Raw genomic sequence first — 21,029 nt, forward strand, 5'->3', positions numbered from 1 at the left:
GTCACCGGACGGGCTGGAGCACCGTCTCCGTCGTCAACTGTTCCACGTCGTCCACGCCGTCGAGTTCCATCACGTCGTCGAACCCCTCCTCGCGCAGCAGCGCGGCGGTGAGCAGCCCGCGGCGGTGCGCGTGGCGCGCGAGCGCGTCCTCGGGCACGCACCGGTGCTCGGCGCGTCGGTCGTTGCGCGCGGTCAGCACCTCCAGCGGGAGGTCGGGCAGCAGCACGGCGACCGCGGGAAGCCCGGCCGCGTGCGCCGCCCTCACGTGCGCGACGCGCTCGCGCCGTCGCAGGTGCGTCGCGTCGGCGAGGTAGCCGCGCCCCTCGGCGAGCAGCCGCGCGGCGGCCTCCTCGCAGCGCCGGATCGCGGGCAGCGAGTAGTCCTGCAGCGCCCGCGGTTCGCGGCCGGACGCCAGGGCGCGGGCGCGCATGGCCGCCCGCTCGTCGTCGGGGCTCAGTACCGCGAGCGGCGACCGTGCGACGAGCGCGTCGCGCAGGGTGGTCTTGCCCGACGCCGGTGCCCCCACGAGCACGACGACGCGCTCGGGCACCACTGGGCGCTCGGGCGCGGTGTCGCGCTCGGGCACGACGGCACGCTCGGGCACGACGGCACGCTCGGTCACGGCGTCCTGCTCGGTCACGCCGTGCGCCGCAGCGGCACGACCTCCGACGGCTCCGGCTCGCGCTCCGCCGGGTGCTCGACGAGCGCGATCACCCGGTTCGCCATGAACCTCGCGGTGCGCACGGGCGTGCCGCCCCGCGTCACCTCCGTCACCTCGACGAGACCACGGCCGTGCGTGATGTCGAGCCGCCGCCCGGCCCTCGTCGCCTCGATCTCGTACGTCTTCGTGCTGCCGCCGGCGTCCACGACGACCTCGACCCGGTCACCTCTCATGGCGTCCTCCTCATGTCTCCACTGAATAGAACAATGCTGGTCAGGCCGTTGTTCCGGATCGCGGGGACCGGTTAGCATCGGCCCGGGACCACGGAGCGGGGAGGCCGGATGACGGAGCTGACCGCCGACGCCTTCGTCGCCGAGCTGACCCGGCGGAGTTCGCCCGAGGAGCTCGCCCGCATCGAGCGCCTGTATCGGGCGGCGCCCGGCACCGAGCTCATGGGCGTGCGCATGAAGACCGTCTTCGACACCGCCAAGGCGTTCGAGCGGATGCCGCTCGACGAGGTCGACCGGCTCTTCGAGACCCGCCGCTACGAGCCGCGCGTCGGCGCCGTCAGCATCCTCGACTTCAAGGCACGCCGGCCGAGACTCGACGACGACGGCCGCCGGGCGCTCTACGAGCTGTACCTCCGGCGCCACGACCGCATCGACAACTGGGACCTCGTCGACCGGGCGGCGCCGCGGGTGATCGGCGGCTACCTCGTCGACCGGTCGCGGCAGCCGCTGTTCGACCTCGCCGCCTCGCCCGACGTGTGGCGGCGGCGCACGGCGATCACCGCGACGTTCTTCTTCGTGCGGCAGGGCGACCTCGACGACACCTACGCCCTCGCCGAGCTCCTCCTCGACGATCCGGCGGAGCCCATCCACAAGTCGGTCGGCACGGCCCTGCGTGAGGCTGGCAAGGTGGACGTCCCGAGGCTCGTGGCGTTCCTCGGGCAGCACCGGCAGCGGATGCCGCGGGTGACGCTGCGCTTCGCGATCGAGCGGCTCGACCGCGGGCAGCGGGCGGCGCTCCTCGCGCGCTGACGGCGCGTCGCGGCATCGGCCGGACCCGCTCGCCCTACAGTCGGCGCGGCCCCGCCGTCGGGCGGCGCCGGAGGGAGCGCACGTGAGCGGCAGGGGCGACGAGGACGACCTCGAGCGCGGTCCGGTCGTCGACGGCTCGGCGGTGCTGACCCCCGAGGCCGTGGCGAGCATCGCGGCCGCGGCGAACCTGACCCACGTGCTCATGCCCGTGCCGGGCTCGGTCACCGGCGCCATGACCGCCCTGTACTCCGACGGCACGGTCGTGCGGCGCTGGCGCGCCGGCCGCAACGAACACCCCTAGGCGGGAAGCTCCGGCTCGGTGCGGAAGCCGATCGTCTTGTGCGTGCCGTCGCAGTAGGGCTTGATCGTCGACTTGCCGCAGCGGCACAGGGCCACCGTGCGCCGTCGCCGGGGCAGCGGTTCGCCGTCCGGGGTCAGGATCGGTACGTCGCCGCGCACCAGCAGCGGCCCGTCGGGGCACGCGACGATGCTCACCTCGTCGTCGGGCTTCAGCGTCATCCGAATCTCCTCCTCAGCACTCGCCGCGGTGTCGCGGCCCGGGTCAGGCGGGACCCCGCGTACGGCACCCCGCCGAGCAGTCGCCAGCCGAGCGCCAGCCACACGCACACCGCGCGCTCGGCGAGCCAGAGCGGAGCCCACAGCGCGGCGGTCGGCCCGAACACTCGGCGTCCGCCGTTCCGTCGGCGGCCCACCTCGGCCGCGAGCACCGCGGCGACCGGCAGCAGCGCCGCCCGCCGCCGCAGCAGCACCGCGACGGGCAGCAGCGCGAGCTCGGCGGCGAGCCGCCCGGGCTGGGCGAAGTCGTCGTAGGCCTGCCGCACCCGCTGACCGAGGAAGTGCGCGGCATCCGGAGACCGCCGCTCGACGAACAGCGCCGGCAGGTGCCGCACGGCGCCGCCGGCGGCACGGACGGTGCGGATCAGTTCCAGGTTCTCGAACAGCACGTCGCCGTCGTATCCGCCCGCGCCGAGCAGCGTGTCGCGCCGCAGGCCGAACGTGCCGGGGTAGTCGGTGCCGAAGGCGCGGTTGACGAGGGTGCGCGCCGTGTCCCAGCGAGCGTGCCACACGGGCGGCACGAGATGGTTCTGGGGCGCGACGACGTCGGCGTCGCCGAGCGCCGCGACGACCGCCCGCAGCGACGAGTCCGTGTAGCGCACGTCGTCGTCGGCCAGCACGACGAGCGGATGCCGCGCGGCGCGCACCCCCGTCATGACTCCGGCCACCTTGCCGTTGCGCCCGGGCCACGGCTCGGGCTCGAGCAGCCGCACCCGCTCGTCGAACAGCCGCCGGTGCTCGGCACGGACGTCGGCGGGCGACCCGTCGACGACCGTCACGTCGATCGTCTCGACGAGGGCGCCGAGGTGCGCGGCGAGCGCGTGGTCCGGAGCGGCGGCCTTGAGCGGCACGACGTACTCCGCCTCGATCCTCATGCCGGGCGGTACAGCGAGCTGCGCGACTCGGTGAAGGCCTGCAGCAGGTCTGCCCCCGCGAGCCCGTCGGCGTAGAGGCAGGCGGATGCCCCGAACAGCACGTCTCCGAGCAGGTTGGGCTCGGCCTCGACGAAGCCGCCGGCGAGATCGCGCGCCGCGATCTGCTCGTGCACCGCGTCGGCCTCGACGTGCTCGTCGAAGTACCACGTCGCCTCCTCGTCGAACCCGAGGCGGCGGAAGCCGTTGCCGTAGAAGCGGTTGGGCACCGCGGAGGTCATCTCGAACGCGGCCAGGTGCCCGACGAGGGCGCCGCGGAGGCGCCGGTTGAGCCCGAACAGCGACATCGTGTTGAGCGACGCGTACAGCGACGCGCCGACCTGGTCCAGGTAGGCGCCGTAGCTCGGGTCGAGTCCCGCCGCACGCATCGTGCGGGCGAAGATCGCCGAGTGCATCCGATGAGGGCGCCCCGCGCCGTACTCGTCGGACTGGATCTCGACGAGAGCGGCCTTCGCCCGGCCGGTGAGGCGGGGGATGCCCCAGCTGTGCGGGTCCGCCTCCTTCAACGTGTACAGCGAGCGCTGGATCAGGAACTCGCGGAGCTGCTCCTGGGTCGCCTTGCGGGCGACGTACTGCGACAGGCTCGGCCCGTCGTCGGCCTCCGTCAACCGGAACAGCGCGTGCGCCACGTCCTCCGCCCGGGGCGCGGGGCGGTCGACCCGCGGCGCCCGGCGGCGGAGCTCCGCCTCGAACGCGCCCTCGAAGATCGCGCGTGCGGTGAGCAGGTCCGCGTCCCACTCCAGGGTGTCCGGCACGCCGCGGAACCCGCCGTAGTGCAGCTCGTAGAGGCAGAACGCGGCGAGTTGCACGTCGTCGTCGCGCAGCAGGTCGTCGGCCTGGCCGATCGCCTTCGCCATGAGACCCGCGGGGTCGCCCTCGGGACTGCGCTCGCGGAGCACCGCGACGACCGCCGCGCTCGCCGGGCCCCGCGGCGTGGGGAGCGGGGCGGGACGCTGGGTGACGACGCCGGTGTCGTCGATGGTGCTGCTGGTCACGTACCCCTAGTAGCCATCCGGGCGGCTCCCCAAACGCTCCCGTCGGCATACGCTTCACGGAGCCCCATCCGCTGTCGGGGGACGCGCTCGACCGGCTGGTGCTGCTGCGCCGCGCCGGGATCGACGCAGCGCCGGGTGCGTGAGACCGGGAGCACGACGAGTGGGAGAGACAGGATGCTGCGACGCCCCACGATCCTCGGACGGGTGGTCCTCTCCGCGGTCGCGCTCGTCGCGCTGGTGGCGCTCGCCGTGGCGACGCTGACCGCGCTCGCGCCCGCGCCGAAGTACCTCGGCAACGTGATCCACGGCGCCCACTTCCCGGAGGACTTCGACCGGCTGTGGGACCAGGTCACCCCGGAGAACCACGCGAAGTGGCGTTTCGTCGAGGGCGCGCGTGACGCCCCCGATTGGACGGCGCTCGACGGCATCTACGACCACGCCGAGGCGAACGGGGCGCCCGTCCGCTATCACGCCCTCGTCTGGGGGCGCGAGGTGCCCGACTGGGTGACCGGGCTCTCGCCGGGGGAGCAGCGCGAGGAGCTCGCCGAGTGGATCGCCGAGGCCGGCGAGCGCTACGGCGACCGCACCGCGATGGTCGACGTCGTCAACGAGCCCTTCCACGAGGTGCCGGCCTACGCCCCGGCGATCGGCGGCACCGGCTCGACCGGGTGGGACTGGGTCGTCTGGTCGTTCGAGCAGGCCCGCGCCGCCTTCCCCGACGCCGAGCTCGCGATCAACGAGTACGACATCCTGTTCGACCTCGGTCTCGCCGAGCGGTACGCGGAGCTCGCGACGGTGCTGAAGAACCGCGGCCTGATCGACGCGATCGGGGTGCAGGCGCACCACTCCGACCAGGCCGACCCGGCGACGATCGGCGCCGCCCTCGACGTGCTCGAGGCGACGGGGCTGCCCGTCCACATCACGGAGCTCGACATCAGCGGCTCGGATGCCGGGCAGCTCGAGAGCTACCGGGCGGTGTTCCCGGCGCTGTGGGAGCACCCGGGCGTCGCCGGCGTCACGCTCTGGGGCTACGAGGAGGGGCGGATGTGGGCCCCGGACGCGTTCCTCGTGCGCTCCGACGGGTCGGCCAGACCGGCGCTGACCTGGCTGCTCGACTACACGGGGCGCAGCGGACAGCGCGGCGACACGCGCGACGCGCCCTGACCTCGTACCCCTCGCCCGCCGCGGTCGGGGTACAGTCCTCGCGCTCGGAAAACGAGCGATCGTCACGGGGAGCGGGGCAAGGCAATGAAGAAGACTCGATGGAGGGCGGCGGCCGCGGTCGCGTCGGCCCTCGTGCTGACGCTGGTCGCACCGGCGGCGGCGCAGGCCGCGCTCGCGACCGGCGGCAAGTTCCTCGGCAACGTGATTCACGCACCCCACGTGCCGTCCTCCTACGCGGCCCTTTGGAACCAGGTCACGCCGGAGAACCACGCCAAGTGGGCGCTCGTGGAGCCGACGAGGGACAGTCCGCAGTGGGGTCCGCTCGACGGGATCTACGACTACGCGGCGTCCCAGGGCATGCCCGTGAGGTACCACACCCTCGTCTGGGGCAGCGACGTGCCGGCCTGGCTCGCGGCGCTGCCGCCCGAGGAGCAGCGCGCCGAGGTGGAGGAGTGGATCGCCGAGGCCGGCGCCCGCTACGACACCCGCACCGCGGTCGTCGACGTCGTCAACGAGCCGTTGCACGCCCCGCCCGCCTACGCCGCGAGCCTCGGCGGCGCGGGTTCGACGGGATACGACTGGGTGATCTGGGCGTTCGAGCGGGCGCGGGCTGCGTTCCCGCACGCGCAGCTCGCCCTGAACGAGTACGACGTGCTGAGCGACGTCACCCTCGCCCGGCGCTATGCCGACCTGGTCGGGCTGCTGAAGGCACGCGGTCTCATCGACGTCGTCGGCGTGCAGGCGCACTTCCTCGACCAGGTGAAGACGAGCTCGATCAAGGCGGGGCTCGCGGAGGTCGCGAAGACCGGGCTCCCGGTGCACGTCACCGAGCTCGACATCGAGGGCACGGACCGCGGGCAGCTCAAGCAGTACCAGGAGAAGTTCCCGGTGCTCTGGACCCATCCCGCGGTGCGCGGGGTGACCCTGTGGGGGTACGAGGAGGGCCGGATCTGGGCGCGCCGCGGCCACCTCGTGCGCGCCGACGGGTCGGAACGGCCTGCCTTGAGCTGGCTGCGGAGCTATCTGACCTCGGCAGGAGCCTGAGCAGGCTCGGGACGCGGGGGCCCGAGGAGGCAAGGGGCCCGCTGAACCGAGGAAACGATCCGCGAACGGCCCCGCCTCCTCTGCTCGAGGAGACGGGGCCGTTCCGGTGAATGCGGGTTACGCCGCGACGAGCGCGTCCGCGCGGGCGACGAGCGCCCTGTCGACCGCGTCGACGACGACGCGGCCGCCCTCGGTGAGCTCGCCTCGCACCATGAGCTCGGCGATCCGGTCGTCGACCTCGCGCTGGATGACGCGGCGGAGCGGGCGGGCACCGTACTCCGGCTCGTACCCGGCGTCGGCGATCCAGTCCATCGCGGCACCCGTCACCTGGAGCTCGACGCCCTGCGACTGCAGCCGGCCGGCCGTCGCCTGCAGCAGCAGGGTGACGATCGAGCGCAGCTGGGCACGGTCGAGCTTGCGGAACATCACGATCTCGTCGATGCGGTTGAGGAACTCGGGTCGCATCGCCTCACGGAGCTTGCCCATGACGCGGTCGCGGAGGTCCTTCTCCGACCCGAACCCGTTGGCGGTGTCGCTCGCCGGTGCGACGAAGCCCAGGGCTCCGCTGCGGCTGGCGAGGAACTCCGAGCCGAGATTCGAGGTCATGATGACGATCGTGTTGCGGAAGTCGACGGTGCGGCCCTGGCCGTCGGTCAGGCGGCCGTCGTCGAGCACCTGCAGGAGCAGGTTGAACACGTCGGGGTGCGCCTTCTCGACCTCGTCGAGCAGCACGATCGAGTACGGGTTGCGCCGCACCCGCTCGGTGAGCTGGCCCGCCTCGTCGTAGCCGACGTATCCGGGAGGGGCACCCACCAGACGGCTGACGGTGTGCCGCTCGCCGTACTCGCTCATGTCGAACCGCAGCACCGCGCTCTCGTCGCCGAAGAGCGAGGCCGCGAGGGCCTTCGCGAGCTCGGTCTTGCCGACACCCGTCGGCCCGAGGAACAGGAAGCTGCCGACCGGACGGCGAGGGTCGGAGAGGCCGGTGCGGTTGCGCCGGATGGCCTTGGCCACCGCGGTCACGGCGTCGTCCTGGCCCACGACGCGGCGATGCAGCTCGGACTCGAGGTCGGCGAGCCGGCTGCGGTCGTCGGCGGTGAGCCGGGCGGCCGGGATGCCGGTGGCACGCGCCACCATCTCCGCGATGCCCTCGCGGTCGATGACCGCGCTCGCCGCGTCGTGCCGCACCTGTCCGGAGACGGCCGCCTCGAGACGCTGCCCGACCTGCTTGAGCTCGTCGCGCAGGCGCGAGGCCTCCTCGTAGTGCTCCTCGGCGACGGCGCGGTTCTTCGCCGCCTCGAGCTCGCCGAGGCGGGCCCGCAGGGCGTCGACGTCGACCCGGTCGCCGAGCGAGAGGCGCTTGCGCGCACCGGCCTGGTCGAGCAGGTCGATCGCCTTGTCCGGGAGGAAGCGGTCGCTGATGTAGCGGTGCGACAGCTCGACGGCCGCGCGGACGGCGTCGTCGGTGTAGGTGACGCCGTGGTGCTCCGCGTACCGCGGCGCGAGGCCGGCGAGGATCTGCACGGCGTCCTCGACGGTGGGCTCGGCGACCAGCACGGGCTGGAAGCGGCGCTCGAGCGCGGCATCCTTCTCGATGCGGCGGTATTCGGAGAGCGTCGTCGCGCCGACGAGGTGGAGCTCGCCGCGGGCGAGGCGCGGCTTCAGGATGTTGCCCGCGTCCATGCCGCCCTCGCCGCCGGAGCCGGCGCCCACGACCGTGTGCAGCTCGTCGATGAAGACGATGAGCTCGTCGCGGTGCTCCGCGATCTCGGTCATGAGCTTGGTGAGCCGCTCCTCGAAGTCGCCGCGGTAGCGGGTGCCGGAGAGCATCCCGGGCAGGTCGATCGCGACGACCCGCTTGCCGCGCAGCAGCTCGGGCACGTCGCCGTCGGCGATCGCCTGGGCGAGGCCCTCGACGATCGCGGTCTTGCCGACGCCGGGCTCGCCGATCAGCACGGGATTGTTCTTCGTGCGGCGGAGCAGGATCTCGACGGTCTGCGCGACCTCGTCGGCCCGTCCGATGACGGGGTCGAGTGCGCCCTCGCGCGCCTTGGCGGTGAGGTCGAGGCCGAACTGATCGAGGGTCGGGGTGGCGGAGCCGGACTCGGCGATGCCGGCCGTCTGCTGCTGGGTCTCTCCCTGCGCGGCGGCCTGCAGCGACTGAGGCGTCGCGCCGAACGCGGCGAGCAGCTGCCCGGGCATCGCCTCCTGGTTCACGGCGAACGCGAACAGCAGGTGCTCGGGGTCGATGTAGGTCGACCCGGTCGCCCTGGCCACCTGGGCGGCGTCGAGCAGCGCGCGCTGCGCCCACGGGGTGAACGCGGGGCGTCCGGCCTGCTGGGCCGGGGCGTCCTCGGGCAGGCGCTCCTCGATGGCGTGCTGCAGCGCGGCGACGTCGGCGCCGACACGGCGCAGCAGCTCCTGGGCGGGGTCGCGGCCGACCAGCGCGTGCAGCAGGTGCAGCGCGTCGACCTGCGGGTGGCCGTGGGACGCGGCGAAGGACGCCGCGGTGTTCACGACCTCCGTCGAGCGGCGGCTGAGCAGCCGGGTGATGTCGACGGGACGGCCGTACATGGGCGCGCGCTGACCATTGAGCAGACGCGCGAGGAACTCGTCGAACGACTCTCCGCCGTTCGCGGGTCCGACGTTCTCGGGCAACGTACCTCCTGGAAACTTGAGTGCCTTCGACTCAAGTCAACGCTGGGGGGCCGCAGGTATTCCCGGGAACGCAGAAGCCGGGCCGGCGCGCATCGTGTGCGTTCCGGCCCGGCCTCGGAGGGGCTCAGAGCGAGCGGATGTTGGCAGCCTGAAGGCCGCGCGGTCCGCGCTCGGTCTCGAACTCCACGCGCTGGTTCTCCTCGAGGCTGCGGTAGCCGCTTGAGGCGATGGCGCTGTAGTGCGCGAACACGTCGGCGGAGCCGTCGTCCGGCGCGATGAAGCCGAAGCCCTTTTCGGAGTTGAACCATTTGACGGTGCCTGTGGCCATGACGGCCTCCCTTCGTCGGGTGTCCGGGCCGCTTGTGCGGCTCCGGCGACCGCGCCTCAATGGGCGCGGACGTGTGGGGACGTGTGCGGCGTCGGTCAACGCATCGCGCACGTGGACGGGAGCCGGCTCGGACCGCGGGTGCAGGTCGAGCGCGGCTCGCGCCGAGATCTGGGTGTGGTGGGTCGACAGGGGCCGGGTGTACTCGTCGGAGAGCACGAACGACGGACCCTGACGGGTGATGGTCCCGGCGTACTCACCGTCGCGCGTCGCGACCCAGAGGTCGTCGTCGGCTTCCAACCACGTCGTCGTGGAGGTGAGGTCGGGATAGGGGAGAAGCGGGGTCGAGCTGGTGATGATTCGGTCTTTCGAGAAAGCAATGGCAGCCGTCGAGGGTGCCGTGAGTGTGACGCTATACCCGCCGGAAGCGGTTGACGAGGGGGCAGTCGAAGGGATCGCGCGCGGCGAGACCGACCCGGTTGAGATAGCGGACCACGATCGCGTAGGAACGCACGAGCGAGGTCTCGGTGTAGGGGACGCCGACCGCCGTGCAGTGCTCGAGCACGAGCTTGCGTGCGCGGCGCAGGTGCGGGCGGGGCATGTTCGGGAACAGGTGGTGCTCGACCTGGTGGTTCAGTCCGCCCATGAGGGCCGACATCCACCAGCCGCCGCGGATGTTGCGGGAGGTGAGCACCTGCTTGCTGAAGAAGTCGAGCTTGGCGTCCTTCGGGATGATCGGCATGCCCTTGTGGTTCGGTGCGAAGGACGCGCCCATGTAGACGCCGAAGACGGCGAGCTGCACCCCGAGGAACGCGACGGCCATGCCGAACGGCAGCAGCCAGAAGACGGCGGTGAGGTACAGCGCCATGCGCAGGGCGATGAAGCCGAGCTCGAGGAACCGGCCGTCGACCTTCTCCTTGCCGAGCAGCAGGCGGAGCCCCTGGAAGTGCAGGTTGATCCCCTCGAGCGTGAGCAGCGGGAAGAAGAGGAAGCCCTGTCGGCGGGTGATGAACGCGAGCAGCCCGCGCTGGCGCTTCGCGTCCTCCTCCACGAAGGAGATGGTGTCCCAGGCGATGTCCGGGTCCTTGCCGCGACGGTTCGGGTTCGCGTGGTGGCGGCTGTGCTTCGTCATCCACCAGGCGTAGCTGATGCCGACGACGAAGGTCGCGAGGAAGCGTCCGAGCCGGTCGTTGGAGGGACCGGAGGAGAGGATCTGACGGTGCGAGGCCTCGTGGGCGAGGAACGCGAACTGCGTGAAGACGATGCCGAGGCCGGCGGCGACGAGCAACTGGAACCAGCTGTCGCCGAGGAGGACGAAGGCGGCGCCGAGCGCGACGAGCGCGACGGTCAGGCCGACGGCGAGCGCCGCGTAGAACCCACGGGTCCGGTCGAGCAGGCCCGCTTCCTTCACGGCGCGGGAGATCTGCGTGTAGGTACGTGCGATATCCCCGACGTTCCGGCCGGTCCGGGGCGACGTCGCCCGCACGGATCCGAGGCCGGAGAGGGGGAGAAGAGTTGACGAGATGTAAAAATCCGATCGGAGGGGTGACGCCAAAGGCAAACCGCCGATCGCTTCCTCCACAGTAGACGACCCACTTGGAAACGTCTACGGCAACCCCCGAATTCGATGCTTCCCTCCGGTGAACGGGTGGTGTACACGCCCGGGCGGGTGTCGCCGCAGCACACGGCGGCGGCGCCGTCATACGCTGGCGTATGGCCCCTTCGAGCGCGACCATCGTCACCGTCGTCGGCGACGGCTGCGACGCGGTGCTCCGCGAACTCGCCGAGCTGCCGAACGTCCACACCGACCATCTCGCCGGCCCGCCCCTCGCCGTCACCCCCTACGTCGTGCGCGACGCCGACCCGCTCGAGCACGTGGCGAGCGCCTGGGTCGAGTTCTTCGACGACCGGGCGAGCCTCGGCACCCTCGAGCTCGAGGTCGAGACCGCGCTCGGCGCGCTCGCGAGCGGCGACGCCGTGATGCCCGACTACTACCTCGTGCTCTCGCCGGAGCAGCTCGAGGGCACCTGGGTGCACTGGTGGATGGGAGTGCTCGCGCAGGCGGCGCCGACCCGGGTGCTGCCCGCCTCGCCCGAGCGCGGCCAGGTGCGGCGGATGCTGCGCCGCCTGCCGACCGGGCGCCCGTGGCCCGACCCGGAGCGCTGGCTGCCCGGCCTGCCCTTCGTCGTGCCCGACCGCGTGGGGCTCGGCGGCCGGGGCTGACGGACGCGCGGTCGGCGGGGTCACAATGAACGGGTGACTCCGTCGTCCGTTCGCCCCGCGGATGCCCCGCAGCGGGGGAGGCGGCCGTGACCGCCCTGGGCTGGCTCTCGGTCGCCTTCGGCGGCGCGCTCGTGCTCACGGGACTGTACGAGGTGTACCGCACCCTGCTGCATCCGACCGGTCGCGGCCGCATCACGAAGGGCGTCGCGAGCGCCGCGTGGTGGGTCATGCGCCGCACGGGCCGCAACGGTGTGCCCATGGCCGGGCCGTTCGTCATCCTCGCGGTGCTGATCACGTGGGCGGCGTTCCAGGTGGTCGGCTGGGCCTTCGTCTACCTCCCCGCGATGCCCGACGGGTTCCTGTACACGCAGGGGCTCGACCCCGCGCGGTATCTTCCGCCCCTCGAGGCCGTCTACATCTCGATGGTCACGCTGTCCACGCTCGGCATCGGCGACCTGACCCCGGTCTACCCCTGGCTCCGCGTCGTGATGCCGTTCGAGGCGATCGTCGGCTTCGCGCTGCTCACGGCCGCCGTCGCGTGGTTCATGGAGCTGTACCCCGGCATCGGCCGCCGCCGAGCGCTCGCCCAGCGGATCGCGCTGCTGGAGCACATGGGGGCGCACCGCGAGCTCGCGGCGATGGACGAGCAGGCGGCGGCGTCGCTGCTCGACCGGCTGACGACCGACCTCGTGCAGACGCAGGTCGACCTGAGCCAGAACGAGGAGGTGTTCTACTTCTCATCCGGTCACCGCGACTCCTCGCTCGCGGCGAACCTGCCCTACTGCCTGGTGCTCGCGCGGCAGGCGGTGCAGTCCCGGCGGGTGGCCGTGCAGCTCGCCGGCCGGATGCTCGAGGACGCCGTGCACTCGTACGCCCACTTCCTCCGCTCCGAACTGCTCGTCGAGGGCGCGACGACCGAGCACGTGCTCGCGGAGTACGCGCGGCAGCACGGCATCGTGCTCTGACGGCTCACTCGCCGAAGGGCCAGCCCTCCGGCTCCCTCGTGTCAGGGTGCACCCCGTGCAGCGGCGTCAGCGCCTCGGTGCGGTCGAACCAGCAGAAAGCGTCGTACCGGCGCCCGAGCACGGTCGGCACGTAGTTGCCGAGCGCCTCGCGCTCCGGCGAGTACACGACGCCGACCGCCCGGTGACCGCGCTCCTCGAGGCTCCACGCCGGGGGCTCGTCGCCGAAGACGAAGAGGGCCGCGTCGAGGTCGGGCGCGAGCGCGCGGTGCAGCAGCGACTCGACGCTTCCCGTGCGGGCGTCGGGCAGAGGCATCCGCTCGATCCGCCCGCCCCAGCGGGGCGAGGCGATGACCGACCCCCGGTAGCCGCCGAAGCCGACGGCGACGACGCCCTCGTCGCCGTGCCGCTCGCGCACGAGCTGCCCGACGTTGACCATGCCGGCCCTCGCCATGTCGGTGTACCGGGCGTCGCCGATGTGCGTGTTGTGCTCCCACACGATCGCCTTGGCGTCGGGACCGTGGTGCTCCATGAGCTCGTCGAGGGTCTCGACCATGTGCCGGTCGCGGATGTTCCAGGAGTCGGGCCCGCCGCGGATCATCGCGCGGTAGTACGCCTCCGCGCCCCGCACCGCTCTGGCGTTCTGCTCGGCGTTGAACAGCGCGTCGCGGTCGCGCCCGCCCCCGCGGTCGGCGGCCTGCCGCACCTCGGAGAGGAGGCCGACGACCTCGGCCTCGCAGCCGGTGGGCACGAGCGTCGTCGACCACGCGTACGACTCCGCGTCCTCCCGGTAGGGCTCGAAGCAGCGCACGGCCTGCAGCGCGGTCTCGACGTGCGCGGGCTCGTTCTGCCGCAGGTAGTCGACCGTCTCCCGCAGGGAGTCCCAGAGACTGTAGACGTCGAGGCCGTAGAAGCCCACCCGGTGCTCGTCCGGCAGGCCGGCGTTGTGCTCGCGCAGCCGCCGGGTGAAACGGACGACCTGCTCGTTGGCCCACATCCAGGTGGGCCAGCGCTCGAAGTCGTGCAGCGCGTCGCGAGGGTCGTCGGGCGCGTCCGGCGCGAGCGTGACCGACGCGTTCACCTCGTAGCAGTCGGGCCAGTCGCCCTCGACGCCGACGAAGGAGAAGCCCTTCTCCCGGACGAGCCGCAGGGTGAGCTCGGCGCGCCAGTCGTAGTACTCCGCCGTGCCGTGCGACGCCTCGCCGAGCAGCACGTAGCGGGCGTCGCCGATCCGGTCGAGCAGCGGATCCAGATCGGACGGATGCCTGAGCGGCAGCGCCTGCCGCCGGATGTCGTTCATGGTGCCGGTTCCCCTTCCGTTCCGTCCCCGGCCGGCCCCGGAACGCCGAGGAGCGAGCGCACCTCGTCGTCGGTGGTCTGCCGGAAGTCGAGGTACGCCTGACCGACCGAGAAGAACCCGGGCCGCCAGAGATCGATCACGTCGTCGGCGCCGGTCGCGCCCGCGGCGTCGCCGAGCGACACCGGCACGGCGACGACCACTCGTCCCGCTCCCGCCGCTCGGGCGGCGGCCACCGCCGCGCGTGCGGTGGCGCCGGTGGCGATGCCGTCGTCGACGAGCACGACCGTGCGGCCGGCCACGTCGAGCGGCGGGCGCTCGCCGCGGTAGGCCCGCAGGCGCCGCTGCAGCTCGCGCTCCTCGGCGGCGGTGACCGCCGCGAGCGCGCTCTCCGCGCCCCGCTCGAACGCGTCGTGGAGCACCCGGTCGTTCCGTGTGCTCTCGATCCGGCCGGCCACGCTCGCGATCGCCCCCATGGCGAGCTCGGGGGAGTGCGGCACCCCGAGCTTCCGCACGACGAGCACGTCGAGCGGGGCGCCGAGCGCGGCCGCCACCTCGGCCGCGACGGGCACGCCGCCCCTCGGCAGCGCCAGCACCAGCCCGTCGCCGTGCGGCATCCGCTCGCGCACGACGGCCGCGAGTTCCCGGCCGGCCGACCGCCGGTCGTCGAAGGGCCGCCGCTCGCCGCCGAGACGCATGCCCTCAGGATGCGCGCCCCGGCTGAGAGAGCCTCAGGAAAGAGTGCTCAACGGTCCTGCGGCATGATCAGCCACAGCGCGACGTAGATGATCACCTGCGGCCCCGGCAGGAAGAGCGACAGCACGAACGCGAGCCGCACGAGGAACGGCGGGAGCCCGAAGCGCCGGGCGAGGCCGGCGCAGACCCCGGCGATGACCTTGCCCCTGCGGGGGCGGCTGAGGGTTGTCATGCGCCCAGTGTCGGCGCACCGGCTGAGAACGGGCAGACCGGGAGTCGCCCGCCTAGGCTCGGGACGATGCTCGAGGAGTACACGGTCAGCGACGACCCCGGGTCGATCGCGGCCCTTCCCGTCCATGAGGGCACCAACGCGGCGCGCTTCGCGCTCGCCGGGGCGCTCGGCACTCCCGCCGTGCCGCCGGCTCCGCCGGTCGGGCTGCGGCGGGTGCCGGTCCCGGGTCCGCCGGGCGAGGCGGAGCAGTACCGCTACCTCCGCGCCGTCGCCGAGGACTTCGACGCCGACCGGGTGCGCCGCAGGGCATGGGCCGACCTCTCGACCGGGCGCGGGGAGGCGCGACTCGCGCTCCTCGTCGCGGGCACCTGCAGCCCGCTCGAGCGGGAGTCGGCCGCGGCCGCCGTCGCGATGCTCGACGACCACGCCGTGCCCGCGCCCGGCGGCCACGGCGGCTGGGACGGCCCGCGCTGGGCGCAGCGCGCCTCCTTCGTCGTCCGCAACGCCCTCCTCGGCGACGACCCCGGGGAGCTGCTGCGCGTGCTCGCCGCCACGAGGGTCGCGGATGCCGCGCGCTCGGCGGATCCGATCGTGCGCGGCTTCGCACAGGCGCTCGCGCTCCGACCGGCGCCCTCCGCAGGGAAGGTGTCCGGCGCGCTCGCACCGCTCCCGCCCGCGCCCGTCGAGTCGACGATCGTGCACGGCACGTGGGGCTGGGCGGGAGAGTGGTGGTACCCGGGCGGCGACTTCCACCGCTACCTCTCCACCCTGCGCCCCGGCCTCTACGCCGGCGGGCGCGAGTTCTCGTGGAGCGGTGCTCTCGACGCCGGCGTGCGAGCGCTCGCGGCGACGCGGCTCCGACGCTGGGCGGCGCCCGCGGGCATCGACTCGCTCTTCGCGCACAGCTTCGGCGCGGATGTCGCGGCGCAGGCCGTGCTGGCCGGAACCCCGGTCGCGGAGCCCGTGCTGCTCAGCGCCCCGGCGACGCCCGCCGTGCTGGCGCTCGCCGCGTCGGGGCGCCGGCTCGTCGACATCCGGCTCGACTTCGACATCGTGCTCGCCCTCGCGCGGCAGCCGCAGCGCGTCGGCGGGCCGGGGGTGGTCAGCGTGATCGTGGAGCGGGCGCTCTGGGAGCACGGCGCGACGTATCTGCCCGAGTTCTGGCGCGAGGAGCGGATCGCCGCCCGCGCGGGCCTCGTGCGGGTGCCGGCCGGGTAGCGGACGCTCCCCGGCCGGCGTCGCTCACTTCGCCTTGAGCGCGGCGAGCCTCGCCTCGACCTCGGCCTCCTCGCCGAGGTCGTCGAGGCTCTCGAACTGCGCGTCGAGGCTCGACGAGGCGAGCTCCTGCGCGCCGCGCACGCGAGCCTCCTCGCGGCGGATCTTCTCCTCGAAGCGGCTCACCTCGCTCGTGGGGTCCATGATGTCGATGCTCTTGAGCGCGTCCTGCACGCGGCTCTGGGCCTCGGCGACCTTGGCCCGGGAGACGAGCTCGTCGCGCTTCGCACGGAGCTGGTCGAGCTTGCCGCGCATCGCCTCGAGCCCCGCCTTGAGCTTCGCGACGACCTCGTTCTGCGCGGCAATCGTCGGCTCGGCCGACTTCGCCTCGTTCTCGGCGGAGATCTGGCGCTGCAGCGCGACCTTGGCGAGGTTGTCGAACTTGTCGGCGCCGGCGGTGTCGCCGGACGTGCGCAGCTCGTCGGCCTTACGGCTCGCCGCGAGGGCCTTGGAGCCCCACTGCTCGGCGGCCTGCAGGTCCTCGCGGTGGTCGTCCTCGAGCAGCCGCAGGTTGCCGATCGTCTCGGCGATCGCCGACTCGGCCTCCGCGATGTTGTTGGTGTAGTCCCTGATCATCTGATCGAGCATGAGCTGGGGGTCCTCCGCCTGATCGATGAGGGCGTTGATGTTCGCCCTCGCCAGCTGGGCGATACGTCCGAGGATCGATTGCTTAACCATGCGTTCCCTTTCTCGTGTGGTCGTCTTGTCCGACCGTCAGAACCTGCCGCCGCCGCGGCGTCCGCGGGAACCGCCGCCGCCGAAACTGCCGGCGCGTCGACCGCCGCCGCCTCCGAAGCCGCCGCCTCCGAAGCCTCCGCCTCCGAAGCCTCCGCCGCCGAAACCGCCGCGGGAGCCGCCGAACCCGCCGCCTCCGAAGCCGCCGCCGAATCCACCCCGCGACCCGCCGCCGCCGAGCACCGAGCCGATCAGGATGCCGCCGAGCATCGCGCCGAGGTCGTCGCCGTCGCGCCCGCCGCCGGACCACTGCGCTCCGCCGTAGCCGTACGGGGCCGCCTCGGCGCGGGCGATGCGGTGCGCGTCGTCGGCGAGCGCGGACGCGCGGCCGGCGATGCTCGCGGCGCGAGCCGGGTCGCTCGCCGCGAACGCCTCGGCGTCGGCGAGTGCACGAGCCGCCTCGTCGAGGCGGGTGCGGGCGGTGTGACCGATCGCGCCGCGGCGGGTCAGGATGTAGTCGCGCGCCGCGGCGAAGCGGCTGCGCGCGTCGAACAGGGCGTGCTCCGCGGCCGCGCGGGAGCGTCGCTCCTGCTCGGCCGACTCCCGCACCCCGACGAGCACCGCGTCGACGCGCCGGTCGAGCTCGGCGATCCGGGCGAGGCGGGCCGTCGGATCGTCCGGGCCGTTGGGCGCCTCGGCGAGCAGCCGCTCGGCGGCATCCGCGGCGCCGACGGCCTCCGGGTGCAGGGGAGAGGCGGGCGGCACCGCCCGCAGCGCGGCGACGTCGCTGCTCAGCTCGGCGAGCGCCCGCGGCACGGTCTCGGCGGCCGCGCGCAGCTCGTCCGCGCGGCGGAGGATCGCGTCGGCGAGCGTGCCCGCCTGGTCGACGCCCTCCTCGGCGGCGCGCACCGCGGTCGCGGCGGCGCCCGTGTCGGCGGCGAGGGCGGACTCCGCCTCGGCGAGCTGCGTGCGGGAGAAGCTCAGCCGGCGCTCCGCCTCCGGCAGGTTGTCGTCGACCAGGTCGACGGCTGCGGCGCCGTAGCGGGAGGTCATGTCGGCGAGCGCCGCCCTCGCCCTGTCCAGGCGGTCGGCGACGGCCTCCGCCTCGGCGCGGGCGGCGGCGATCGCGCTCGGCAGGTTCTGCTCGAGCTTGCGCAGCTCGTCGAACGCGTCGGCCTGCTCGTCGAGGCTGCGGTCGACGCCCTCGGCGACCTCGATGATGCGGGTGAGGGCGGCGCGTCGCTGGTCGGGGCTCTCGGGGTACGCGTCGTCGAGCTGCTGCCGCAGCGCGAAGGCCTCGGACAGGGAGCGGCGGGCCTCCTCGAGGGCGCGGCCGAAGCCGGCCGTCGCCTCGGTGCCGTACTGCGCGGTGGCGAAGCCGAGCTCGTCGGTGCTGGTCGCGATCGCGTCGTCGGCGGCGACGAGGGCGCGTCCGGCGTGCTGCTCGAGCTGGGCGAGCTCCTGTTCCGCGCGTTCCCTCGCGGCGGCCGCCGTGCGGCGGCGACGGATGGCACCGACGAGGGCGAGCACGCCGATCAGCACGAGTGCCGCGAGCGCGAGCCAGAGCAGCCACGACAGGTCGGGCCCCGCGGCCTCGTCGGCGAGCCCGTCCGCGGCGGCGACGGCGGCGCCCGCCCAGTCCTCCGACGCGAGCTCGGGCTCGACGCGCTGGGCCTCGATCCGGGTGACGGCGTCGAAGCCGACGGGACCGTCCGACGTCGAGGAGATGTAGTAGGTGCGCCCCTCGGTCGCGACCGCGAGGAGGTAGTCGCGCGGCCCGAGCCCGTTGAGCTCGGCTGTCGCGTCGGCCCACGCCTGCGCGTCGGCCGGGTTCTCGAAGTCGTCGACGTACGCCACGAAGAGATCGATCTGGTGCTCCGCCGACAGCTGCTCGATGGCGGACTCGACGTCGGCGCGACCGGAGCCCAGCACCCCGTCGGGGTCGAAGATCGGCGAGGAGCCGAGGGTCGGCGGTTCCTCGGCGACCGCCGCGACGGGCGAGAGTGCGAGCATCAGTGCCGAGACGACGGCGGCGGCGATCCCGCGGATCCTCATGCTTCCCCTCCCGGTTCGGCTCACTTTCCGCAGGCTAGCGCACCGCGTCGAACGCCCGGTCCGAGCCGTCGTGGCACCCCTTCTGGGGCTGACTTGACGGTGGTCAGGAATACGAGGATTGATGAAAGCCACATTCCAGTCAAATATCCGGGGACGACTCTTCCGCTCATGACCGCGCGCATCTTCCAGGCGTCTGGCCTGGTCCTGTTCATCGTCGGCGCCGCACTGATGGCGATCGGCACCCCGTCGCTCGTGCTGTTCCTCGTCTACGTCGCGGTCACCGTGGTCGGCGTCGCCCTTTTCGCGGTCGGGCACCACGCCCACGAGAAGACGCTCGGCTGAGGTGGGTGCCACGCTGCCCACCGCGACCGGCCGGATCCGCGGGCCCTGGCGTCGACGGCGCCTCGACGGCTTCGCGACGCCGCTCGAGCCGGTCGAGGTGCTCGCGGCGCTGCACGACGGCTCCGACGGCTGCGAAGGTCTCCGGTTCGTCCCTCGCGAGGATGATCCGCTGCTGCTCGAGTGCGTCACGGCGTCCGGGCTCCGTGCGGAGGTCAGGCTCGACGAGCGGACCGCGGGCGGATGCCGCGTGCGCTGCCGCGTCGTCGATCGCGGTGACGCGTCGGGGGCGGAGCTCGACGATCTCCGCGGATGCCTCCGGCGGCGGATCGAGCGGGCGGAGCACGGCACGGCCGAGAACGGAACGGCGGAGGAACCCGACCGGGCGGGGTCCGGCACGGCGGGGGAGCCCGACCGGCCTGGCGAGGAGCCCAACCCGTACGCACGCACCGGCTGGGTCGCGTCCGAGGACTGACGGCGGTGCGATCATCGAGGCATGACCGCCGAACTGCACATCACCGGTGACGACGCCGCCGACGCGCTGCTCTCGACCGATCCGCTCGCGCTGCTCGTCGGCATGCTGCTCGACCAGCAGGTCGCCATGGAGACCGCGTTCGCCGGCCCGGCCAAGATCAGGGACCGGCTCGGCGCCTTCGACGCGGCGACGATCGCCGCGCAGGACGAGGACGCCTTCGTCGAGCTCTGCCGCACCCCGCCCGCGGTGCACCGCTACCCGGGCTCGATGGCGGCCCGCATCCGCACCCTGTGCCAGTCCGTCGTCGACGACTGGGGCGGACGGGCGGAGGCGATCTGGACCGACGGCGAGCCGGACGGGCCCGAGGTGCTGCGCCGGCTCAAGGGACTCCCGGGCTTCGGCGAGCAGAAGGCGAAGATCTTCCTGGCGCTGCTCGGCAAGCAGTACGGCTTCACCGGCGCCGGCTGGCGCGAGGCGGCCGGTCACTACGGCGACGAGGGCTCGTTCGTCTCCGTCGCCGACATCGTCGACCCCGCGTCCCTGACGAAGGTGCGCGAGGCGAAGCGGGCGATGAAGGCCGCGGCGAAGAGCAAGTAGGTCCGGGAGTTCAGAACAGGGCCCGGGAAGCAGAGAGGCCGGATGCCCCGCGGCATCCGGCCCGACCGTCAATCGATCAGTCCTCCGAGCAGACCCCCGGAGCCCCCGTCTCTCTAAGTCGCCGTGGTGGACGCGGCGATCCACTCCGAGGGCTGCACGATGACCCAGCCCGGCCCGTGGAAGGCGTACTGGAAGCCCTCGCCGCTGCCCCGGCCGATCAGCGCGCCGGCGGTGAAGGAGGACTTGATGCCGGGCACGAGGTTCGCCGACCAGCCGACCGTCGCGTTCATGTCGGTGAACGTGGGCTGCTGGGAGCAGTCGAGGATGACGGGCTCGCCCTGGGCGAGGATCGCGACGGTGCCCTGACCGGTGAGCGTCGTGTTGAAGAGGCCGCCCGTCACCATGCCGGCGCCCTGCACCCGGTTGAGGTCGTACTTCAGGTGCGCCTGGAAGGCGAGGAGGTTCTTGCCGTTGACGGTGATCGACTCGTTCTCGAGTTCGAGCAGGTGGATGTCGCTGCGCTGGCTGGCGAGGAACACCTCGCCGTCGCCGGTCACGCGCATGAGCGGCTGATCGTCGGAGGAGACCATCTTCTTGAGGAACTGGCCGACGCTCGAGGAGCCCTCGTGCGCGAACTCGATGTTGCCCTGGTAGGCGACCATCGACCCCTTCTGCGCGATGAGGTCGTATTGCGGGTACACCCGCGCCTTCAGCATGTAGGGGTTCTGCAGGGCCAGCCACTCGCGGGCCTGCGTCTCGTTGTGCCCCTGGTTGAACAGAGTCGACTTCACGTCGGGGTTCCCTCCTC

The 21,029-nt window shown here is 73.0% G+C and carries 24 protein-coding genes; 10 read left to right on the plus strand and 14 right to left on the minus strand.

Features of this window, described 5'->3' with window-relative positions; translation table 11 throughout:
* Nucleotide 1: 1 nt before the first annotated feature.
* Together JUB10_RS13945 and JUB10_RS13950 are read right to left on the minus strand one after the other, a co-directional pair.
* Complete coding sequence (locus JUB10_RS13945; RefSeq protein ID WP_207457720.1) at nucleotides 2-640, minus strand: AAA family ATPase; 639 nt, start codon at nucleotides 638-640, stop codon at nucleotides 2-4.
* On the minus strand, nucleotides 637-894 hold the full coding sequence (locus tag JUB10_RS13950) for a hypothetical protein (RefSeq protein ID WP_207457722.1): 258 nt from the start codon (nucleotides 892-894) through the stop codon (nucleotides 637-639). Before JUB10_RS13950 ends, JUB10_RS13945 begins: the two co-directional genes overlap by 4 nt.
* A 108-nt stretch (nucleotides 895-1,002) precedes the next feature.
* Between JUB10_RS13950 and JUB10_RS13955 the strand changes: the two genes are divergently transcribed.
* Entirely contained in the window at nucleotides 1,003-1,701 is a 699-nt protein-coding gene (locus JUB10_RS13955) for a DNA alkylation repair protein (RefSeq protein ID WP_207457724.1), read from the plus strand.
* An 82-nt stretch (nucleotides 1,702-1,783) separates the two neighbouring features.
* Nucleotides 1,784-2,002, plus strand: a complete 219-nt coding sequence (locus tag JUB10_RS13960; RefSeq protein WP_207457726.1) for a hypothetical protein — start codon at nucleotides 1,784-1,786, stop codon at nucleotides 2,000-2,002.
* Here JUB10_RS13960 and JUB10_RS13965 read toward each other — a convergent pair.
* The 3 genes from JUB10_RS13965 to JUB10_RS13975 are packed head-to-tail and all read right to left on the minus strand — an operon-like array spanning nucleotide 1,999 to nucleotide 4,204.
* On the minus strand, nucleotides 1,999-2,220 hold the full coding sequence (locus tag JUB10_RS13965) for a CDGSH iron-sulfur domain-containing protein (RefSeq protein WP_207457728.1): 222 nt from the start codon (nucleotides 2,218-2,220) through the stop codon (nucleotides 1,999-2,001). The two genes, JUB10_RS13960 and JUB10_RS13965, sit on opposite strands and share 4 nt — an antisense overlap.
* Nucleotides 2,217-3,152: a glycosyltransferase gene (locus JUB10_RS13970; RefSeq protein ID WP_207457730.1), complete on the minus strand. Its 936-nt coding sequence runs from the start codon at nucleotides 3,150-3,152 to the stop codon at nucleotides 2,217-2,219. The genes JUB10_RS13965 and JUB10_RS13970 overlap by 4 nt, the downstream gene beginning before the upstream one ends.
* Complete coding sequence (locus JUB10_RS13975) at nucleotides 3,149-4,204, minus strand: iron-containing redox enzyme family protein (protein ID WP_307859242.1); 1,056 nt, start codon at nucleotides 4,202-4,204, stop codon at nucleotides 3,149-3,151. The genes JUB10_RS13970 and JUB10_RS13975 overlap by 4 nt, the downstream gene beginning before the upstream one ends.
* Before the next feature lie 204 nt (nucleotides 4,205-4,408).
* Here JUB10_RS13975 and JUB10_RS13980 point away from each other — a divergent pair, with 204 nt between their 5' ends.
* Nucleotides 4,409-5,368, plus strand: a complete 960-nt coding sequence (locus JUB10_RS13980) for an endo-1,4-beta-xylanase (RefSeq protein ID WP_207457732.1) — start codon at nucleotides 4,409-4,411, stop codon at nucleotides 5,366-5,368.
* An 84-nt stretch (nucleotides 5,369-5,452) separates the two neighbouring features.
* Nucleotides 5,453-6,412: an endo-1,4-beta-xylanase gene (locus JUB10_RS13985; protein WP_207457735.1), complete on the plus strand. Its 960-nt coding sequence runs from the start codon at nucleotides 5,453-5,455 to the stop codon at nucleotides 6,410-6,412.
* 117 nt (nucleotides 6,413-6,529) lie between these two features.
* Here JUB10_RS13985 and JUB10_RS13990 read toward each other — a convergent pair whose 3' ends face one another.
* The 3 genes from JUB10_RS13990 to JUB10_RS14000 all read right to left on the minus strand — a co-directional run bounded on the left by JUB10_RS13990 (nucleotide 6,530) and on the right by JUB10_RS14000 (nucleotide 10,920).
* Nucleotides 6,530-9,070, minus strand: a complete 2,541-nt coding sequence (locus tag JUB10_RS13990) for an ATP-dependent Clp protease ATP-binding subunit (RefSeq protein ID WP_207457737.1) — start codon at nucleotides 9,068-9,070, stop codon at nucleotides 6,530-6,532.
* Nucleotides 9,071-9,194: 124 nt separating this feature from the next.
* Complete coding sequence (locus JUB10_RS13995) at nucleotides 9,195-9,398, minus strand: cold-shock protein (protein ID WP_207457739.1); 204 nt, start codon at nucleotides 9,396-9,398, stop codon at nucleotides 9,195-9,197.
* 409 nt (nucleotides 9,399-9,807) lie between these two features.
* Nucleotides 9,808-10,920, minus strand: a complete 1,113-nt coding sequence (locus tag JUB10_RS14000) for a fatty acid desaturase family protein (protein ID WP_207457879.1) — start codon at nucleotides 10,918-10,920, stop codon at nucleotides 9,808-9,810.
* Between the two features lie 188 nt (nucleotides 10,921-11,108).
* Here JUB10_RS14000 and JUB10_RS14005 point away from each other — a divergent pair, with 188 nt between their 5' ends.
* Nucleotides 11,109-11,618: a hypothetical protein gene (locus JUB10_RS14005; protein ID WP_207457741.1), complete on the plus strand. Its 510-nt coding sequence runs from the start codon at nucleotides 11,109-11,111 to the stop codon at nucleotides 11,616-11,618.
* Between the two features lie 86 nt (nucleotides 11,619-11,704).
* Nucleotides 11,705-12,583: a potassium channel family protein gene (locus JUB10_RS14010; RefSeq protein ID WP_207457742.1), complete on the plus strand. Its 879-nt coding sequence runs from the start codon at nucleotides 11,705-11,707 to the stop codon at nucleotides 12,581-12,583.
* A gap of 4 nt (nucleotides 12,584-12,587) precedes the next feature.
* Here JUB10_RS14010 and JUB10_RS14015 read toward each other — a convergent pair whose 3' ends face one another.
* From JUB10_RS14015 to JUB10_RS14025, 3 genes are read right to left on the minus strand one after another with little or no spacing between them, the layout of a single operon-like run.
* Entirely contained in the window at nucleotides 12,588-13,880 is a 1,293-nt protein-coding gene (locus tag JUB10_RS14015; protein ID WP_207457744.1) for an erythromycin esterase family protein, read from the minus strand.
* A complete protein-coding gene (locus tag JUB10_RS14020) occupies nucleotides 13,877-14,575 on the minus strand; it encodes a phosphoribosyltransferase family protein (RefSeq protein WP_207457746.1) in 699 nt (232 codons plus the stop codon). The genes JUB10_RS14015 and JUB10_RS14020 overlap by 4 nt, the downstream gene beginning before the upstream one ends.
* 47 nt (nucleotides 14,576-14,622) lie before the next feature.
* Complete coding sequence (locus tag JUB10_RS14025; protein WP_207457748.1) at nucleotides 14,623-14,805, minus strand: PspC domain-containing protein; 183 nt, start codon at nucleotides 14,803-14,805, stop codon at nucleotides 14,623-14,625.
* A 66-nt stretch (nucleotides 14,806-14,871) separates the two neighbouring features.
* On the opposite strand from JUB10_RS14025, the gene JUB10_RS14030 reads away from it, so the two are divergent.
* Entirely contained in the window at nucleotides 14,872-16,023 is a 1,152-nt protein-coding gene (locus JUB10_RS14030) for a hypothetical protein (protein WP_207457750.1), read from the plus strand.
* Nucleotides 16,024-16,047: 24 nt separating this feature from the next.
* Here the strand turns inward: JUB10_RS14030 and JUB10_RS14035 are convergent, their stop codons facing one another.
* Together JUB10_RS14035 and JUB10_RS14040 are read right to left on the minus strand one after the other, a co-directional pair.
* Nucleotides 16,048-16,758 (minus strand): PspA/IM30 family protein, encoded by a 711-nt coding sequence (locus tag JUB10_RS14035; protein ID WP_207457752.1) that lies wholly within the window; start codon nucleotides 16,756-16,758, stop codon nucleotides 16,048-16,050.
* Nucleotides 16,759-16,794: 36 nt separating this feature from the next.
* Nucleotides 16,795-18,810, minus strand: a complete 2,016-nt coding sequence (locus tag JUB10_RS14040) for a TPM domain-containing protein (protein WP_207457753.1) — start codon at nucleotides 18,808-18,810, stop codon at nucleotides 16,795-16,797.
* Nucleotides 18,811-18,978: 168 nt separating this feature from the next.
* On the opposite strand from JUB10_RS14040, the gene JUB10_RS14045 reads away from it, so the two are divergent.
* The 3 genes from JUB10_RS14045 to JUB10_RS14055 are packed head-to-tail and all read left to right on the plus strand — an operon-like array spanning nucleotide 18,979 to nucleotide 20,221.
* On the plus strand, nucleotides 18,979-19,152 hold the full coding sequence (locus JUB10_RS14045; RefSeq protein ID WP_207457755.1) for a hypothetical protein: 174 nt from the start codon (nucleotides 18,979-18,981) through the stop codon (nucleotides 19,150-19,152).
* A 1-nt stretch (nucleotide 19,153) separates the two neighbouring features.
* On the plus strand, nucleotides 19,154-19,624 hold the full coding sequence (locus JUB10_RS14050; RefSeq protein ID WP_207457757.1) for a hypothetical protein: 471 nt from the start codon (nucleotides 19,154-19,156) through the stop codon (nucleotides 19,622-19,624).
* A gap of 21 nt (nucleotides 19,625-19,645) precedes the next feature.
* Nucleotides 19,646-20,221: an HhH-GPD-type base excision DNA repair protein gene (locus JUB10_RS14055; RefSeq protein ID WP_207457759.1), complete on the plus strand. Its 576-nt coding sequence runs from the start codon at nucleotides 19,646-19,648 to the stop codon at nucleotides 20,219-20,221.
* A gap of 113 nt (nucleotides 20,222-20,334) precedes the next feature.
* Here JUB10_RS14055 and JUB10_RS14060 read toward each other — a convergent pair whose 3' ends face one another.
* Entirely contained in the window at nucleotides 20,335-21,012 is a 678-nt protein-coding gene (locus JUB10_RS14060; RefSeq protein ID WP_207457761.1) for an AIM24 family protein, read from the minus strand.
* Between the last annotated feature and the right edge of the window lie 17 nt (nucleotides 21,013-21,029).

Source organism: Desertivibrio insolitus (assembly GCF_017355965.1).
In the GTDB taxonomy this organism is placed as follows: domain Bacteria; phylum Actinomycetota; class Actinomycetes; order Actinomycetales; family Microbacteriaceae; genus JAFIQW01.

Excerpts from the sequence above, each read along its gene's own strand:
- JUB10_RS14030 (WP_207457750.1), top strand. The coding sequence starts at position 14,872 with ATGCTCGAGGAGTACACGGTCAGCGACGACCCCGGGTCGATCGCGGCC.
- JUB10_RS14020 (WP_207457746.1), bottom strand. The coding sequence starts at position 14,575 with ATGCGTCTCGGCGGCGAGCGGCGGCCCTTCGACGACCGGCGGTCGGCC.
- JUB10_RS14005 (WP_207457741.1), top strand. The coding sequence starts at position 11,109 with ATGGCCCCTTCGAGCGCGACCATCGTCACCGTCGTCGGCGACGGCTGC.
- JUB10_RS13995 (WP_207457739.1), bottom strand. The coding sequence starts at position 9,398 with ATGGCCACAGGCACCGTCAAATGGTTCAACTCCGAAAAGGGCTTCGGC.
- JUB10_RS13965 (WP_207457728.1), bottom strand. The coding sequence starts at position 2,220 with ATGACGCTGAAGCCCGACGACGAGGTGAGCATCGTCGCGTGCCCCGAC.
- JUB10_RS13970 (WP_207457730.1), bottom strand. The coding sequence starts at position 3,152 with ATGAGGATCGAGGCGGAGTACGTCGTGCCGCTCAAGGCCGCCGCTCCG.
- JUB10_RS13985 (WP_207457735.1), top strand. The coding sequence starts at position 5,453 with ATGAAGAAGACTCGATGGAGGGCGGCGGCCGCGGTCGCGTCGGCCCTC.
- JUB10_RS14045 (WP_207457755.1), top strand. The coding sequence starts at position 18,979 with ATGACCGCGCGCATCTTCCAGGCGTCTGGCCTGGTCCTGTTCATCGTC.
- JUB10_RS14035 (WP_207457752.1), bottom strand. The coding sequence starts at position 16,758 with ATGGTTAAGCAATCGATCCTCGGACGTATCGCCCAGCTGGCGAGGGCG.
- JUB10_RS14040 (WP_207457753.1), bottom strand. The coding sequence starts at position 18,810 with ATGAGGATCCGCGGGATCGCCGCCGCCGTCGTCTCGGCACTGATGCTC.
- JUB10_RS14055 (WP_207457759.1), top strand. The coding sequence starts at position 19,646 with ATGACCGCCGAACTGCACATCACCGGTGACGACGCCGCCGACGCGCTG.
- JUB10_RS14025 (WP_207457748.1), bottom strand. The coding sequence starts at position 14,805 with ATGACAACCCTCAGCCGCCCCCGCAGGGGCAAGGTCATCGCCGGGGTC.
- JUB10_RS13955 (WP_207457724.1), top strand. The coding sequence starts at position 1,003 with ATGACGGAGCTGACCGCCGACGCCTTCGTCGCCGAGCTGACCCGGCGG.
- JUB10_RS14015 (WP_207457744.1), bottom strand. The coding sequence starts at position 13,880 with ATGAACGACATCCGGCGGCAGGCGCTGCCGCTCAGGCATCCGTCCGAT.
- JUB10_RS13950 (WP_207457722.1), bottom strand. The coding sequence starts at position 894 with ATGAGAGGTGACCGGGTCGAGGTCGTCGTGGACGCCGGCGGCAGCACG.